Source organism: Herbidospora yilanensis, assembly GCF_001570565.1.
Lineage (GTDB): Bacteria > Actinomycetota > Actinomycetes > Streptosporangiales > Streptosporangiaceae > Herbidospora > Herbidospora yilanensis.
On the sequence record NZ_BBXE01000037.1, the window covers coordinates 108330 to 123891 of the forward strand.

Below are 15562 nucleotides of genomic sequence, written 5' to 3' on the forward strand. Positions count from 1 at the left end.
ATGGGACGATGCCAAACGGTTCGAAGGGGGATGATGTGGAAGGGTCGCGCCGCCTCGCGGGGAGGTACCAGCTCGAGGAGCGGATAGGCCGCGGTGGGATGGGCGTCGTCTGGCGCGCCCACGACGAACTGCTCGACCGCCCCGTCGCGGTCAAGGAGGTCCTCTACACCGCGCTCAGCGACGACGACCGCGCCGAGTTCAACCGCCGCACCATCCGCGAGGCCCGCGCGGCCGGCCGGCTGTCCCATCCGAACGTGATCGTCGTCCACGACGTCATCGAGGAGGACGGCCGCCCCTGGATCGTCATGCAGCTGGTCCGCTCGACCTCCCTGGGCGACGCGCTGCGCGAGCACGGCCCGCTCGTGCCCGACCGGGTGGCCGCCATCGGCGCGCAGGTCCTCGACGCCCTGATGACCGCCCATGCGGCCGGCGTCCTCCATCGCGACGTGAAGCCCGAGAACGTGCTGCTGACCCCCGACAACCGGGTGGTGCTCACCGACTTCGGCATCGCGTCCATGACCGAGGACCCGTCGGTGACCCTGACGGGCTCGATCACCGGCACCCCGGCATTCCTGCCGCCGGAACGCCTGTCCGGTCACCCGGCGACCCCCGAGTCCGACCTGTGGTCGCTGGGCGCGACCCTGTGGGCGGCGGTCGAGGGCCGCTCCCCCTTCGACCGGGGCACGCCGATCGCGAGCATGGCCGCGGTCCTCCACGAGGAGACCCCGGTCGCGCACCGCGCGGGCCCGCTGGCGCCGGTTCTCGATGGCCTGATGTGCAAGGACCCCGTCCGCCGCATGGGCCCCGACGAGGCCATGGACCTGCTCCACCGGGCCGCGAGCGGCCGGTGGAACCCCCAGTCCAGGAACACCCCGCAGAACACCCCGCGGAACGCCACTCCGGCGGGTCACCCCGGGGCGTTCGCCGACCGGGGGACGACCGGCACCGGCCCCCGCGACGGGTTCGGCTCCCCCGGCTTTCCGGGTCAGGGCGGTCCGGTGAGCACTCCGCCCGACGGCATGGGCGCGCCCGGCCACTTCTCCGGCGGGCAGCCGCACACGTTCGGCGGCCAGGCGTTCGGCGCCCCCACCTACGGTTCGCCGGGGACGCACGGGCACCCGCCGGCCGACGTCACGGCCGCCCCGCAGGAGAAGGACCGTGACAAGTTCCTGATCGTCACGCTGGCCACCCTGCTGGTCGCGCTGGTCGGCATCGGGGGCTATTTCGCGTACACGACCCTCAATCCCGCCGCCGACCCGGGCGTCGTCACCGGTGGTCCCGGCCCGGTCACCCAGCCCGCCCTCGAACCGTCGGCCGAGCCCTCGCCCGAACCGTCCGCGGCGCCCTCTCCGGAACCCACGCCCGAGATCAGCGACGCCCCGCCCCTGCCGCAGGGCTGGAGCGAATACCGAGACGACGACCTGCGGTTCGCGGTGGCGTTGCCGCCGGGGTGGGAGCCGTACCGGAAGGAAGGGCAGCGGGTCTACTTCCAGGGGCCGGGCCTGAAGGGCTACCTGCAGATCGACCTCACCCCGTGGGAGCGCGACGACCCGGTGGAGGCGCTGGAGGTGGTCGAGCAGGCCTCGACCTCCAAGGGGTACCTGCGCGGTTACAAGCGCATCGCGTTGAAGCGCACCGCGCTCGTCGTCGGCGGGTTCGACGCCCCGGGCGCCGACTGGGAGTTCCTCCACACCACGTCGGCGGGCGTGCAGCGCGTCTACGACCGCGCGTTCCGCATCGACAACCAGTGTTACGCCATCTACTTGCAGGTCCCGCAGGCCTCCTGGGAGAGGGCCGCCCCCTGGTTCCGGATCTTCGCCCGAACGTTCCGGCCGATCTGATGTCCGCACGGCACGACGCGGTCCGCGCCGGTCTCGGCGTCGGGCTCGCGGTGGGGGTGTCGGGGCTGGCGTTCGGCGCGGCGGCGGTGACGGCCGGGTTGTCGGTGGCGCAGGCGTGCGCGCTGAGCCTGTTCGCCTTCACCGGCGCGTCGCAGTTCGCGCTGGCGGGGGTCGTCGCCGGGGGCGGGGCGCTCGTCCCGGGCGTCGCGGGCGCGCTGCTGCTGGGGGCGCGCAACGGCCTGTACGGCCTGCGCCTGGCCTTCGTCCTCCCGGCCCGCCTCCGCGCGTTCACCGCCCACGGCGTCATCGACGAGACCTCGGCCGTCGCCTTCGCGCACCCCGGCGCGGCCCGAGCGGGCTTCTACGCCACGTTCGCGAGCCTCTACGTCACCTGGAACCTGACGACGTTCCTGGCGGCCGCAGGCGCCTCCGCGGTCGCCGACCCGTCGGTGTTCGGCCTCGACGCGGTCGGGCCGGCCACGTTCCTGGCCCTGCTCTGGCCCCGGCTGAAGGAGTCGCCGGAAGACCGGAAGGTGGCGCTGGCCGGGGTGGTCATCGCGCTGGCCGCCACCCCGTTCCTGCCGCCCGGCGTGCCGGTCCTGCTCGCGGCGGCGGGCGCGCTGGCGGTGCTGGTCAGATGAGCCTCTGGTGGGCCGTGATCGCCACGTGCGCCGGCTGCTATCTGCTGAAGTACGCCGGTCTCGCGGCCCCGCGCAAGGTGCTCGACCACCCGGCCGTGCAGCGGTTCGCCACGGTCGTGCCGGTGGCGCTGCTGGCCGCGCTGATCGCGGTCCAGTCGTTCGGCCAGGGTTTCGACTGGCCCAGAACCGCGGGTCTGGCCGCCGCCGTGGCGGCCCTGCTGCTGCGTGCCCCGTTCCTGGTGGTGCTCGTCGTCGCGGCCCTCGTCACCGGACTGCTGCGAATATCGGGCATGTGATTCGCCAGGCGGGGTAGCCGGGCGGCATGCCCGAGTCTCAAACGTCCGACCGTATCGTCGCCAGCCGTTATCGCCTGATCGAACCTCTCGGCCGGGGTGGCATGGGCACCGTGTGGCGTGCCCTGGACGAAACCCTGGAACGCGAAGTCGCCGTCAAAGAGCTCAACGCCGACCTGTCCGGCGCGGACCGCGAGATCTTCACGATCCGCACCCTCCGCGAGGCGCGCGCCGCCGGCAGGGTGGGCCACCCGGCGGTGGCCGCCGTCTACGACGTCTTCGAGGAACGCGGCCACCCGTGGATCGTGATGCAGTACGTCCCGTCCACGACCCTGGGCGCGCTGATCCGCGACGAGGGCCCGATGCGACCCCACCGGGTGGCGACCATCGGCCTCCAGGTGCTGAGCGCCCTGAAGGCGGCCCACCAGGCGGGCGTGCTGCACCGGGACGTGAAACCCGACAACGTGCTCATCACCCCCGACGGCCGCGCGGTGCTGACCGACTTCGGCATCGCGGCGATGGAGGACGACAGCCCGGTGACGAGGACGGGCTCCCTCGTCGGCACGCCGGCCTTCATCAGCCCGGAGCGTGCGGCAGGGGGCCGCGCGGTCCGCGCCTCGGACCTGTGGTCGCTCGGCGTGACCCTCTTCCTGGCCGTCGAGGGCCGTTCCCCGTTCCACCGGGGCCACGCCATGGCGTCGCTGGCGGCGGTCATGTACGAGCCGTACGGGCAGCTCTACCACGCTGGACCCCTCACCCCCGTCCTGCACGGCCTCCTGGAGAAGGACCCGGCCCGCCGGATGACGGCGGCGGAGGCCGAGAGCCACCTCCACAACATCGTCAACGGCATCACGTCGGAGCCGACGGCCCCCTTCGTCCCGGTGCCGCCGCCCGCGCCCGTGAAGGAGCGCCCACGCAAGAGGTGGCCCTTCACGGCGGTCGTCTCGGCCGTCCTGGCGGTGGGGCTGAGCGCGGGCACCGTCGCGTACATGACGGCGGGAGACGCCCCCGTGAACCCGGCCGACACGATCCCGGCGCAGGTCCCCGCAAAGAAGAAGGTCACGTCCACCCCCGAGCCCACTTCCGAGGCCACGGCGGAGAAGACGGCCGACGAGGAACCGGCGGCCCCGCCGGCCGAACGCGGGCAGGAGGAGCGGCGGCAGCCGGAGAGGGCTCAGGCCCCCTCCCCAAAAGCCAGTCCGTCCGCGCGGGCGAGCAAGGAGACGAGCCCCCCGGACGAGGAGTCCGAGGAAAAGCCGAGCCCGACGGCCGGGCCCACGGAAGAGCCCGCGGAAGAGCCGTCGACGGAGGAGAGCGCCGGGGAGGAAAACCAGGGCCAGGAGGACCGAAGCCTGGAAAGCACAGGTCAGCTTGAGGGCCGACTTCCTGACGAATGATCACCCCTAACGGGGTCACGACCGGGCACGATCCGCACATGGACGACATCACCGGCGGAATCCTCAAACTCACCGACGACCTGGCCCTGACGAGAATGGGCTACGGCGCGATGCGCCTGACGGGCCCGGGGATCTGGGGCCCGCCCGAAGACCCGGCCGAGGCGATCCGCGTGTTGCGGACCGTCGCCGACCTGGGCCTCCTCCACATCGACACCAGCGACTACTACGGCCCCCACGTGGTGAACGACCTCATCCGCGAGGCCCTGCACCCCTATCCGGACGGCCTGCGCATCGTCACGAAGGTCGGCGGCAGACGCGGCGCCGACAGGTCGTGGCTGCCCGCCCTGACCGAACCGGAACTGATCGAGGCCGTGTACGACAACCTCAAGCGCCTGGCCGTCGAACGCCTCGACGTGGTCAACCTGAGGATGTTCGACACCGGCGACCCGACCGTCCCCTTCAGCGTGCTGGCCGCCCTCATGGACGAGGGCCTGATCGGCCACCTGGGCGTCAGCAACGTCACCGCCGACCAGCTCGTGGTCTGCCGGGGCATCGCGCCGGTGGTCTGCGTCCAGAACGCCTACAACGTGGCCGACCGGAGCGACGACGCCCTGGTGGACGTCTGCGCCGAGCAGGGCATCGCCTACGTCCCGTTCTTCCCGCTGGGCGGCTTCTCCCCGCTCCAGTCGGAGGTCCTGGACGAGGTGGCGGCGGACCTGGGCGCGACGCCCCAGCAGACGGCGCTGGCGTGGCTGCTCCACCGCTCCCCGACGATCTGCGTCATCCCGGGCACGTCGTCGGTGGCCCACCTGCGGGAGAACGTGGCGGCCTCGGGCCTCCGGCTGCCGGGCGACGCGCTGGCGCGGCTCGGCTCACTCGGCTGAGGTCACGACTCGGCGATCACGTCGAGCGCGTGGGCCAGGTCGGCCGGATAGTCGGCGTTGAAGGTGACCCACTCCCCCGTCGAGGGATGCTCGAAGGCCAGCATCACCGCGTGGAGCCACTGCCGGGACAGGCCCAGCCGGGCCGAGATCGTCGGGTCGGCGCCGTATTGCAGGTCGCCCACGCACGGGTGCCGCATGGTCGACATGTGCACCCGGATCTGGTGGGTGCGGCCGGTCTCCAGGCGGATGTCGAGCAGGGAGGCCGACCGGAAGGCCTCCAGCGTGTCGTAGTGGGTCACCGAGTCCTTGCCGCCGGCCACGACGGCCCACCGTCCGTCGCCGGAGGGGTGCCGGTCGATCGGCGCGTCGATGGTCCCGCGCAGCGGGTCCATGTGGCCCTGGACCAGGGCGTGGTAGCGCTTCTCGACGGTGCGTTCCTTGAAGGCGCGCTTCAGCAGGGTGTAGGCGCGCTCGCTCTTGGCGACGACCATGCAGCCGGTGGTGTTGGCGTCGAGCCGGTGCACGATGCCCTGCCGCTCGGCCGCGCCGCTGGTGGAGACGCGGTGGCCGGTGCCGAGGAGGCCACCGATGACCGTCGGCCCGGTCCAGCCGACGGAGGGGTGGGCCGCCACGCCGATGGGCTTGTTCACCACGACGACGTCGTCGTCTTCGTACAAAATCGTCATCCCGGGGACCGGCTCGGCCACCGGCATGGGCGCGGAGACCGGCGGGGGGATGGTGACGTCGAGCCACGACCCGGCCGAGACCCGGTCGGACTTGCCGGCGGGCGAGCCGTCGACGAGGACGTCGCCGCCGACGATGAGCTCGGCCGCGCGGGTGCGCGAGAAGCCGAAGAGACGAGCGAGAGCGGCGTCGAGCCGCTCTCCCTCCAGCCCGTCGGGCACGGGCAGCGAACGCTGGTCAGGCATCCTTGACCGCTCCCTCGCGGGTGCCGTCGATCTGGTAGCCGCGCCAGGCCAGGAACACGGCCAGGATGCCGCCGCAGACGATCGCCGAGTCGGCCACGTTGAAGATCGGGAAGTTGGTCGCGGGGAAGACCTGGACGAAGTCGACCACGTGGCCCTGGAACGGCGCCGGCGACCGGAAGATCCGGTCGGTCAGGTTCCCCAGGGCGCCTCCGAGCAGGAGGCCGAGGTCGATCGCCCAGGGCAGCGAACGCAACTGCCGGGCGGTGCGGATGATCGCGCCGATCACCACCGAGGCGATGATCGTGAAGACGATCGTCATGCCGGTCCCGATGGAGAACGCCGCCCCCGGGTTCCGGATGACGTTGAAGACCAGCACGTCGGGGATCAGGACCGTCGGCAGCCCGTCTTCGAAATGTTCGACCACGAGGTACTTGGTGATCACGTCGAACACGTAGATGGACACGGCCACGGCGGCGAGGAGCTTGATCCGCCGCGCCCGCGTCGTCTCGTTCTGCGTCAGCGGCGTTCCTCCCGCTGCTTGCACGCCACGCACAGCGTCGCCCTCGGGAACGCCTGCAGACGTTCCTTCCCGATCGGCCGTTGGCACGATTCGCACACCCCATATGTTCCCGCGTCGATACGGGCGATCGCCCGCTCGTTCTGCGCGAGCAGGTCGCGCGCATTCAGGGTAAGGGCGATCTCACGTTCGCGCTCATAGGTCTTGGCTCCGGCGTCGGCCGGGTCGTCGCCGGCGCCCTCGGACGAGTTGCCGAGCGCGAGGGACGCCTCGGCCCGTGCGATGTCGACCTGCAGCTCCTCGATCTCGGTCAGCAACCGGTCGCGGACGGCGGCGAGTTCATCGGCGGACCAGACGTCCTCAGTGACGGCGGTCTTGGCCGCGCGCGTGGCCATGGGGCCTCCCAAATGCAGTGTTGGTGCAAGTCCGGGCATCGTAGGTATGCGAAAACAAGATCGGCAATCGACGCGCCGACGCTTTTACGCCATCCGTACCGGACGACTTGCTCCTCCCCGTTTGCCGCATACCTCCGCGCCGAGATGTGGGTTCAACACCTACGCCTCGCCGCGTGTTCCGCGCTCCCTACCCCGATATCGGGAAGCCAGCACCCGAGCGCTGCGTTATCTTTGGGAATTGCACGGCATTGATGGGGACGAGTACTCACGCACCCCCTCACAGGAGCGACCCGGGGACGGTGGAAGCCCGGGGTGAGGCGCGCGAGGAAGATCACCCCGGAGCCGCCGGAAGAACGGCGTCACGCTCAGTAGAACCGGCAACACAAGAGTGGGCTCCCCGGAAAGGGGGCCAAGGAGGGTGGTACCGCGGGGCCCACGGCCTCGTCCCTCCGCGCCATTGTCCGATGAGCGTGGAGGATCCGTGTCCAGCCACCAGTTCCAACCCCTGCCCGCGCAGGTCGACCTGCCGCGCCTCGAACACGAGGTGCTGGCGCGCTGGCGCGACGGCAAGGTCTTCGAACGTTCTCTCGAACAGAACGCCACGGGCCCGTCGTGGGTCTTCTACGAGGGCCCCCCGACGGCCAACGGCATGCCCGGCGTCCACCACGTCGAGGCGCGCGTCTTCAAGGACGTCTTCCCCCGCTACAAGTCGATGAACGGCTACCACGTGCCGCGCAAGGCGGGCTGGGACTGCCACGGCCTGCCCGTCGAGGTGGCGGTCGAGAAGGAGCTGGGCCTGTCGGGCAAGCCCCAGATCGAGGCCTACGGCATCGCCGAGTTCAACGCCCGCTGCCGCGAGTCCGTCCTGCGGCACGTCGACGCGTTCGAGGAGATGACCGAGCGGATGGGCTACTGGGTCGACATGTCCCAGGCCTACCGCACGATGGACCCGGCCTACGTCGAGGCCGTCTGGTGGTCGCTGAAGGTCGTCTTCGACAAGGGCCTGCTGTTCCGCGACTTCCGGATCACCCCCTACTGCCCGCGCTGCGGCACCGGCCTGTCCGACCACGAGCTCGGCCAGCCCGGCGGCTACGAGACCGTCTCCAGTCCGTCCGTGTACGTCCGCATGCCGGTCACCTCGGGCCGCTTCGCGGGCGTGGACCTGCTGATCTGGACGACCACCCCGTGGACCCTCGTGTCGAACACCGCCGTGGCGGTGCACCCCGAGGTCACCTACGTGGTCGCCGAGAAGGCGGGCGAGAAGCCGGTCGTCGTGGCCGAGCCGCTCGTCGGCGCGGCCCTCGGCGAGGGCTGGACGGTCCGCGAGTCCTTCCTGGGCACGGAGCTGGAGCACACCCCCTACCAGCGGCCCTTCGACCTGGTCGACATCCCCGGCGCCCACTTCGTCGTGCTCGGCGACTACGTCACCGTCGAAGACGGCTCGGGCCTGGTCCACCAGGCGCCCGCGTTCGGCGCCGACGACATGCAGGTCTGCAAGAGGTACGGCCTGCCCGTCGTCAACCCGATCGGCCCCGACGGCCGGTTCCTGCCCGACGTCCCGCAGGTCGGCGGCCAGTTCTTCAAGGACGCCGACGAGGGCCTCACCGCCGACCTCGCGGCGCGCGGCCTGCTGTTCCGCGGCTCGCACTTCGAGCACAGCTACCCGCACTGCTGGCGCTGCCACACGCCGCTGCTCTACTACGCGCTCCCCTCCTGGTACATCCGCACCACCTCGCTGAAGGAGCGCCTGCTCGCCGAGAACGAGGGCACCAACTGGTTCCCCGACACGATCAAGAACGGCCGCTACGGCGAGTGGCTCCGCAACAACGTCGACTGGGCGCTGTCCCGGTCGCGTTACTGGGGCACCCCGCTCCCGTTGTGGATCTGCGACGAAGACCACGTGACCTGCGTCGGCTCGCTGAAGGAACTGGGCGAGAAGGCCGGCCAGGACCTCTCGGCGCTCGACCCCCACCGCCCCTACGTCGACGACGTGGTGTTCCCCTGCGGCGACTGCGGCGGCGAGGCCCGCCGGGTGCCCGACGTGATCGACGTCTGGTACGACTCCGGCGCGATGCCCTTCGCGCAGTGGGGCGCCCCCCACGTCAACAAGGAGGTCTTCGAGGCCGCCTACCCGGGCCAGTTCATCTGCGAGGCCATCGACCAGACCCGCGGCTGGTTCTACTCGATGATGACCGTCGGGACGCTGGTCTTCGACAGGTCGTCGTACGAGAACGTGCTCTGCCTCGGCCTCATCCTGGCCGAAGACGGCCGCAAGATGAGCAAGCACCTGGGCAACGTGCTGCGCCCGATGCCGCTGATGGACCAGCACGGCGCCGACTCCCTGCGCTGGTACATGGCCACCAGCGGCTCCCCGTGGTCGCCCCGCCGCATCGGCCACGCGGCGCTGGAGGAGATCGTCCGGAAGGTCCTGCTGACCTACTGGAACACGGCGAGCTTCTTCACCCTGTACGCCAACGCCTCGGCGTGGACGCCGGGTGAGGCCCCGGCCGACCGGCCGCTGATCGACCGGTGGGCCCTGGCGGAGCTCAACCGCACCGTCGCCGAGGTGACGGCCGCCCTCGACGTCTTCGACACCGCCAGGGCCGGCCGCCGCCTGACGGAGTTCCTCGACGACCTCTCCAACTGGTACGTCCGCCGCTCCCGCCGCCGCTTCTGGAAGGGCGAGGAGTCGGCGTTCGCGACCCTGTACGAATGCCTGGAGACGGTCACCCGGCTGATGGCCCCGCTGGTGCCGTTCACGACCGACTACGTCTGGGAGGCCCTGCGCACCCCCGACGCCCCGTCGTCGGTCCACCTGGCGACCTGGCCGAAGGTGAACCCGGAGTTCGTCGACCCGGCGTTGTCGGAGCAGATGGGCCTGGTCCGCCGCCTGGTCGAGCTGGGCCGCTCGGCGCGCGCGTCGTCGTCGGTCAAGACCCGCCAGCCGCTCGGCCGCGCCCTCGTGGGCGCTCCCGGCTGGGCGGCCCTGTCGGCGGAGCTGCGCGACCTGATCGCCGACGAGCTGAACGTCCTGGCGCTGGAAGACATGTCGGGCTTCTCGGCCGACCTGGTCACCTTCACCGTGAAGCCCAACTTCCGGGCCCTCGGGAAGCGGTTCGGCAGCCAGACCAAGCTGGTCGCCGCGGCCGTCGCGGCGGCCGACCCGGGCACCCTGGCCCGCGCGGTCAGGACCGGCGGCTCGGCCACCCTGGAGGCGGGCGAGCTCGGCGAGGTGACCCTGGCCGGCGACGACCTCATCATCACCGAGCAGCCCAAGTCGGGCTGGGCGGTCGAGACGGGCGCGGTCGACACCGGCACCGGCGAGACCATCGCCCTCGACCTGGCCATGACCGACGAACTCCGCCGGGCCGGCCTCGTCCGCGAGGTCATCCGCCTGGTCCAGGACGCCCGCAAGTCGACCGGCCTGTCGATCACCGACCGCATCGACCTGTGGTGGTCGGCCGACGGCGACCTGGCGGCGGCCCTGCGGGAGGGCGGCTCGCTGGTGGCCGAGGAGGTGCTCGCGACCGCGTTCGCGGAGGGCTCCGCCGACGGCCTCCACACCCACGAGGACACCGACCTGGGGCTGCGCTTCCAGCTCCGCAAGGCCTGACCCCCGACGTGCGACACCGGAGCCCGGCGGACCCGATCCGCCGGGCTTCTCCGGATATGGGGAGCGAGACGGTGGAACGCCGCCGGGTGATCTTCGCCGGCCGGATGGGATCGCAGGGCCGCTCCATGTCGAAGGCCGGCCCGATGGCCACCCGTGAATACGATCAACCTCGGCGTCCTGGTACTGACCTGCCACGCCCGCCGCCGGGGGAGGCACATCCGGGTCGCGTCCCCCTACCCCCGGAACTCGCACGCCTCCCGGCGAATAATCCGGACGCCGCCGGGCAGACGCTTGCGCGGGGTGCTACATGGGGCGAAGAAAGGCCCGGCCGGATCAGATCCGCCGGGCCTTCTTCATGCGAAGTCTCAGGATTTGTCGCAGACCGTGCAGGGCGTCAGGCCCGCCTCTTCGGCGGCCGGCTCGGACATGGTCTCGATGCCGTCTTCCTCACCCTTGATCAGCGGGCAGTCGGGCGCGTGGTAACGCCGGGTGCCCTCCATGACCTTCACCATGGGCGGCGGCAGCTTGCGCTCGACGGTGTCACCGTCACGGTCCTCGCCGGCCTCTTCCTTCTCGGCCACAGGTGAGGCGGTGGGCCGGGAGAAGGCGTTCCAGGAGGAGGAGGCCTCGGGGATCGCGATGGACGGCTTGACGAGCCCCTCGGCGGGCTCGGGACCGGCCTCGGCGGGCTCGGCCTGCTCCTTGGCGGAGGGCTTCGACGCGCCGGCCTCGGGGGCGGCTTCCGACTTGGCGGCCTCGAACTTGGCGACCCCGGGAGCGCCTTCCGGCCTGCCGGTCTTGATGGCGGCCCCGGGAGCGGCTTCCGGCGCGGCGGCCTTGAGCTTGGCGGCTTCGGGGGCGGCTTCCGGCGCGGCGGCCTCGAACTTGGCGGCCCCGGGAGCGGCTTCCGGCGCGGTGGCCTCAGGCTTGGCGGCTTCGAAGTCGGCGGCTTCGGACTCGGCCGCTTCAGAGGTGGCGGCCTCAGACGTAACGGCCTGAGGCTTGGCGGCTTCGGGCTTCCCGGATTGGGGCCTGGCCGATCGGGGCTCGGCGTCTTCGGACCGGGCGGCCTCGAAGGCCGGGACCGGGCTCTCGGCCTCGGCTTCCCCGGGCTTCGCGCGGGCCGCGGAGTCGCCCTTGGCGTAGGGATTGACCCTCGCCGACGGCTCTTTCCTGCCCACGGGTTCCGCGGGGCGGACCGGCTCGGGCCAGCCGCCCGACGTGGCGGGCCGGTCGGACGGGACCGGCTCCGGCCATCCGGCCGACGGCGGTTCGGCGCGGAAGACGGCGGTGGACTCGGACGGCTCCAGAGAGGGAGCCACGGGCGGGACCACAGGGGCGACGGGAGGGGTGGAGGCGGCCGGAGGCACCGAACCGGCGCGCCCGGGGGTGTCGGCCGGCTCCACCCTCGCTTCCTGGACAGTGGTGGCCCAGGTGTCGTCTGCGGCTGCGTCGACGACGCAGGTCGTGCAGGGCGTGAAGCCCTCTTCCCTGGCCTCCTCGACCGTCAGTTCCTCGGTCTCGCGGCCGACGAGCTGCCGGCAGCCGGACCGGTGGAACCGCTTGCGGCCGGGGATCACCAGGACGATCGAGTCGGGCCCCAGCCCGGGGACGGGCACCGGGGCGGTCACGGTCGGGTTGGGCGGATAGGTAGGGGGAATCGTCGGCGGCACCGGTGACGCGGGCGCCATGACCGTCGGCGCACCGTAGACCGGCATTCCGGCGTGGGCCATCTGCGGCGCCATGTGCGGCACCATCTGCGGCGCCACGGCGGCCTGATGGGCCTCGACAGCGGCCCGGCCTCCGGCGGGGAACAGCTCGTGACGCCTCAGCAGCGCCCCGATCAGCAGGCAGACCGCGCTCAGCACACTGATCACGATCGACCACATCACGAGGAATGCCATCCCGAGTACGACACCGGCGATCAGCAGGACGATCGCCGCGAGGACAAGGGCGGCACTGACAAGGATCACGGGGGGCGGCCTTCCGAACTACCTGTACGCGTGCGTGAAGCGGAAACCCTACCGGCGCTCGCCGTGAGAGCCGTCGGGGGCGGGGAACCCTCCGGAGTGCTGCTCGGTGGCGAACGGGTTGGGGACGGCCTGGATCTGCGGACCGGGGGCGACGGCGTGGGCCATCTGCGGCTGGCCGGGCTGGCCCTGCTGCATGGCCGGGTTGCCGACGATCGGGAAGCCGCCGCTGCCCTCGGCCTGGACGTTCAGCTCGGCGAGCTGGTTCTCCAGGTAGAGCTTCAGACGGCTGCGGTATTCACGCTCGAAGCTGCGGAGCTCGTCGACCTTGCGCTCGAGCTCGTCGCGGGTCTGCACCAGCGAGCCCATCGCCTGGCGGTGGCGCTCCTGAGCGTCACGCTCCAAAGTCTCGGCGCGCGCACGCGCGTCGCCGATGACCTGCTCGGCCTGACGGCGGGCCTTGCCGAGGACCTCGTCGGCCTCGCGGCGGGCGCGGGTGACGGTCTCGTCGGCCTCGCGGCGGGCGTCGGCGATCGCCTGGTCGGCGGTCTGCTGCGCCAGCGCGAGCACGCGGGCCGCGGTGTCCATGTTGTCTTCGGCCGGGGGCAGCCCCATGCCGACGGGGACGGGCTCGGGGCGCACCGGCTGCGGCGGAGCCATCGGCTCCGGCTGCTGCATGGGGGCCTGCGGGGTCTCGGCGACGGGAGCGGGGGCCATCTGCATGCCGCCCATGGCCATGCCGCCCGGGACCTTGCCCCGGAGACACTCGGCCAGCTTGGCGCGCAGCTCCTCGTTCTCCTGGATGAGGCGGTCGAGCTCCGCCTCGACCTCGTCGAGAAAAGCGTCCACCTCTTCCTCGTCGTAGCCCGGTCGCAACCGGGTGGTACTGAACTGCTTGTTCCGCACGTCGGCGGGCGTCAGCGGCATTTGGGTCTCCTTGGCGCGCTTGGAGTCTGTCCGGAGGGACGGTACCCGATCAACGAAGCGCGGACACGACTTGGATCAAGACCAAGACCACAATGAACAGCACTGTGAAGCTTAGGTCAAAGGCCACCGTACCCAACCTGAGGGGAGGAATGAAACGGCGGAGAAACTTGAGAGGTGGGTCGGTGGCGGTGTATGTGGCCTCCGCCAGGACCAGCACCGGGCCCCTGGGCCGCCAGGATCTGGCGAACGCCTGGACCGTCTCGAAGATCATCCGTCCGATCAGCAGAACCAGGTAGAGGGCCAGGACAGCGACCAAGATCTCACTAACGATCCCCACGGTCGAGCCTCGCCTCCGTCCAGGTCCGCATCCTCCGGGCGTTCGGGCCGCCGGGGAGCCGCTCACTGTTCATACACGGAACTCTAGCTCTGGTTGAAGAAGCCGCGTTCCGCGATCCGTGCCTTGTCCTCAGCCGTCACCTCGACATTGGCCGGGGACAACAGGAACACCTTGTTGGTAACACGTTCAATGCTGCCGTGTAGGCCAAAAATCAGACCTGCCGCAAAATCGACCAGCCGTTTCGCGTCGCTGTCAACCATCTCGGTCAGATTCATGATGACCGGGGTGCCCTCGCGGAAGTGCTCACCGATCGTGCGCGCCTCGTTGTAGGTGCGGGGATGGAGCGTGGTAATCCGCGCCAGATCGGTCGTACGCCGCTCGATCACGGCCGCGGAGGGTCGCGGCGCCGGGATCGGGGAGTCGTCGCCCGCGTCACGGCCCTGGGTGCCCTGCGGGTTGAAGTCGCCAGGGATGTCGTAGTCGTCGCCGAACTCGTCGGCGTACTCGCGGTATCGGTCGTAACGGTCGTCGTCCTCCACGAGACCGAGGTAGACCGCCATCTTGCGCATCGCGCCGGCCATCGCTCCGTCGTCCTCCGTCTACCGTGCCCATGGCTGAAGGTCCGTGGCGGAACCCTGCCCGTCGTTGAGGCAGATCCCTGCGCGAGCCACGGCCGGCCTTCGGCCGTCCGCGTCTCTCGCGGAGGCGAACCGCTGATCGTACCTACTTGTTACTCGGGGGACATTACCTGACGAAGGGCTTCCGGCGGCCGAGCAACGCCGTACCGACTCGCAGGTGTGTCGCGCCGTTGGCTATCGCTTGGGGCAGATCGCCGCTCATGCCCGCCGAAATGATGTTCGCGTGGTGATGATCTTTTTGTACGGCTTGCGCCACCCCGTACAACCGGGCGAACGCGGGAGCCGGGTCCTCCCCCAGCGGCGCCACTCCCATGACGCCCCGCAGGGCGAGCCCGGGAAGCGCGGCCAGGGAGTCGGCGAGCGGGAGGACGTCGGCGGGAAGCGCGCCCCCTCGGCCGGCGCGGCCGTCGAGGGAGACCTGGATGAGGCAGCCGATCTCACGCCCGGCGCGGACGGCCTCGCGGGACAGCGCCTCGGCGAGGCGGAGCCGGTCGACGCCGTGCACCAGGTCGGCGTAGGCGACCACGGACCGGGCCTTGTTGGTCTGCAACTGGCCGATGAAGTGCCAGGTCAGCGCCAGGTCGGCACATTCGGCGGCCTTGGCGGCGGCTTCCTGGTCGCGGTTCTCCCCGACGTCGGCGACGCCGAGCCCGGCCAGGAGGCGGACGTCGGAGGCGGGGTAGGTCTTGGTCACCGCGATGAGCGTGATCTCGGAGCGGGACCGGCCGGCGGCGGCGCACGCGTCGGTGATGCGGCGTTCGACCTCGGCCAGCCCCGCCGCGATCTCCTCACCCCGGGGGGAGGGTGCGGCGTGGGTCATGGATGAGCGGTTACTTCAGGAAGTCGGGCACGTCGAGTTCGTCTTCCTGCTCTTCGAAGACGACCGGGCGGCGCGGCACCGGCTGGGTGACCTTGGAGGTGATCGGCGTCGGCGGCTCGGTCGGGCGCGGGATCGCGAACGGGCCGGTGCCCGACGCGCTCTGCTGCTCGGGCCGGGCCTCGGCGCTCTCGCGGGTGCCGAACGCGCCGGTCGACACGCTGGCCTCGCGCTCGGCCGGGGCCGGGGCGGGCTGCGCGGCCGGGGTGGCCGGCTGCGCGACCGGGGCCTGGTTGGCCGGCGCCGAGGAGACGGGCCGGATCGGCTGGGCGGGCTGCGCCGGAGCCGGGCGCGGGGCCGGGG

Annotated in this window: 14 protein-coding genes and 1 pseudogene; 6 read left to right on the forward strand and 9 right to left on the reverse strand. The window is 71.4% G+C overall.

The genetic code is table 11. The annotated features are described in order from the left end of the window. Positions 1 to 8 precede the first annotated feature (8 nt). The 5 genes from AW273_RS29175 to AW273_RS29195 are packed head-to-tail and all read left to right on the forward strand — an operon-like array spanning position 9 to position 5056. Entirely contained in the window at positions 9 to 1841 is a 1833-nt protein-coding gene (locus AW273_RS29175) for a serine/threonine-protein kinase (protein WP_083950132.1), read from the forward strand. Next, positions 1841 to 2482 (forward strand): AzlC family ABC transporter permease, encoded by a 642-nt coding sequence (locus tag AW273_RS29180; RefSeq protein WP_062354959.1) that lies wholly within the window; start codon positions 1841 to 1843, stop codon positions 2480 to 2482. The genes AW273_RS29175 and AW273_RS29180 overlap by 1 nt, the downstream gene beginning before the upstream one ends. After that, complete coding sequence (locus tag AW273_RS29185; RefSeq protein WP_062354961.1) at positions 2479 to 2778, forward strand: AzlD domain-containing protein; 300 nt, start codon at positions 2479 to 2481, stop codon at positions 2776 to 2778. Before AW273_RS29180 ends, AW273_RS29185 begins: the two co-directional genes overlap by 4 nt. A 26-nt stretch (positions 2779 to 2804) precedes the next feature. Further along, positions 2805 to 4172, forward strand: coding sequence for a serine/threonine-protein kinase (locus AW273_RS29190; protein ID WP_083950133.1), 1368 nt, complete (start codon positions 2805 to 2807; stop codon positions 4170 to 4172). Positions 4173 to 4210: 38 nt separating this feature from the next. After that, positions 4211 to 5056, forward strand: coding sequence for an oxidoreductase (locus AW273_RS29195; protein ID WP_062355016.1), 846 nt, complete (start codon positions 4211 to 4213; stop codon positions 5054 to 5056). A 2-nt stretch (positions 5057 to 5058) separates the two neighbouring features. Here AW273_RS29195 and AW273_RS29200 read toward each other — a convergent pair whose 3' ends face one another. Genes AW273_RS29200 through AW273_RS29210 form a run of 3 tightly spaced genes read right to left on the reverse strand, consistent with a single transcriptional unit; the run spans position 5059 to position 6897 of the window. Next, the gene (locus AW273_RS29200; protein ID WP_062354966.1) at positions 5059 to 5985 is read right to left on the reverse strand and encodes an RluA family pseudouridine synthase; all 927 of its coding nucleotides are present in this window, start codon (positions 5983 to 5985) and stop codon (positions 5059 to 5061) included. After that, positions 5978 to 6529: a signal peptidase II gene (gene lspA, locus AW273_RS29205; RefSeq protein ID WP_232327655.1), complete on the reverse strand. Its 552-nt coding sequence runs from the start codon at positions 6527 to 6529 to the stop codon at positions 5978 to 5980. The genes AW273_RS29200 and lspA overlap by 8 nt, the downstream gene beginning before the upstream one ends. Further along, entirely contained in the window at positions 6502 to 6897 is a 396-nt protein-coding gene (locus AW273_RS29210) for a TraR/DksA family transcriptional regulator (protein ID WP_030450311.1), read from the reverse strand. The genes lspA and AW273_RS29210 overlap by 28 nt, the downstream gene beginning before the upstream one ends. A gap of 481 nt (positions 6898 to 7378) precedes the next feature. Here AW273_RS29210 and ileS point away from each other — a divergent pair, with 481 nt between their 5' ends. Beyond that, positions 7379 to 10510 carry an isoleucine--tRNA ligase gene (gene ileS / locus AW273_RS29215; RefSeq protein ID WP_062354972.1) on the forward strand — a complete coding sequence of 1044 codons (3132 nt, stop codon included), beginning with the start codon at positions 7379 to 7381 and terminating at the stop codon, positions 10508 to 10510. A 365-nt stretch (positions 10511 to 10875) separates the two neighbouring features. On the opposite strand, the gene AW273_RS39225 is transcribed toward ileS, so the two are convergent. The 6 genes and pseudogenes from AW273_RS39225 to AW273_RS38190 form a co-directional block, all read right to left on the reverse strand. Then, positions 10876 to 12483 carry a hypothetical protein gene (locus tag AW273_RS39225; RefSeq protein WP_062354975.1) on the reverse strand — a complete coding sequence of 536 codons (1608 nt, stop codon included), beginning with the start codon at positions 12481 to 12483 and terminating at the stop codon, positions 10876 to 10878. Positions 12484 to 12531: 48 nt separating this feature from the next. Continuing rightward, positions 12532 to 13407 carry a DivIVA domain-containing protein gene (locus AW273_RS29225; RefSeq protein WP_062354980.1) on the reverse strand — a complete coding sequence of 292 codons (876 nt, stop codon included), beginning with the start codon at positions 13405 to 13407 and terminating at the stop codon, positions 12532 to 12534. Positions 13408 to 13456: 49 nt separating this feature from the next. Continuing rightward, positions 13457 to 13744: a YggT family protein gene (locus AW273_RS29230; protein WP_030450315.1), complete on the reverse strand. Its 288-nt coding sequence runs from the start codon at positions 13742 to 13744 to the stop codon at positions 13457 to 13459. An 83-nt stretch (positions 13745 to 13827) separates the two neighbouring features. Continuing rightward, complete coding sequence (locus AW273_RS29235; protein WP_062354983.1) at positions 13828 to 14325, reverse strand: cell division protein SepF; 498 nt, start codon at positions 14323 to 14325, stop codon at positions 13828 to 13830. A gap of 163 nt (positions 14326 to 14488) precedes the next feature. Then, the gene (locus AW273_RS29240) at positions 14489 to 15202 is read right to left on the reverse strand and encodes a YggS family pyridoxal phosphate-dependent enzyme (protein ID WP_062354986.1); all 714 of its coding nucleotides are present in this window, start codon (positions 15200 to 15202) and stop codon (positions 14489 to 14491) included. Positions 15203 to 15212: 10 nt separating this feature from the next. Then, positions 15213 to 15562 (reverse strand): annotated as a pseudogene (locus tag AW273_RS38190) (cell division protein FtsZ); the annotation flags it as partial.

Coding starts and splice junctions, on each gene's coding strand:
- AW273_RS29175 (WP_083950132.1), top strand. CDS start 9: ATGCCAAACGGTTCGAAGGGGGATGATGTGGAAGGGTCGCGCCGCCTC.
- AW273_RS29180 (WP_062354959.1), top strand. CDS start 1,841: ATGTCCGCACGGCACGACGCGGTCCGCGCCGGTCTCGGCGTCGGGCTC.
- AW273_RS29185 (WP_062354961.1), top strand. CDS start 2,479: ATGAGCCTCTGGTGGGCCGTGATCGCCACGTGCGCCGGCTGCTATCTG.
- AW273_RS29190 (WP_083950133.1), top strand. CDS start 2,805: ATGCCCGAGTCTCAAACGTCCGACCGTATCGTCGCCAGCCGTTATCGC.
- AW273_RS29195 (WP_062355016.1), top strand. CDS start 4,211: ATGGACGACATCACCGGCGGAATCCTCAAACTCACCGACGACCTGGCC.
- AW273_RS29200 (WP_062354966.1), bottom strand. CDS start 5,985: ATGCCTGACCAGCGTTCGCTGCCCGTGCCCGACGGGCTGGAGGGAGAG.
- AW273_RS29210 (WP_030450311.1), bottom strand. CDS start 6,897: ATGGCCACGCGCGCGGCCAAGACCGCCGTCACTGAGGACGTCTGGTCC.
- AW273_RS29225 (WP_062354980.1), bottom strand. CDS start 13,407: ATGCCGCTGACGCCCGCCGACGTGCGGAACAAGCAGTTCAGTACCACC.
- AW273_RS29235 (WP_062354983.1), bottom strand. CDS start 14,325: ATGGCCGGCGCGATGCGCAAGATGGCGGTCTACCTCGGTCTCGTGGAG.
- AW273_RS29240 (WP_062354986.1), bottom strand. CDS start 15,202: ATGACCCACGCCGCACCCTCCCCCCGGGGTGAGGAGATCGCGGCGGGG.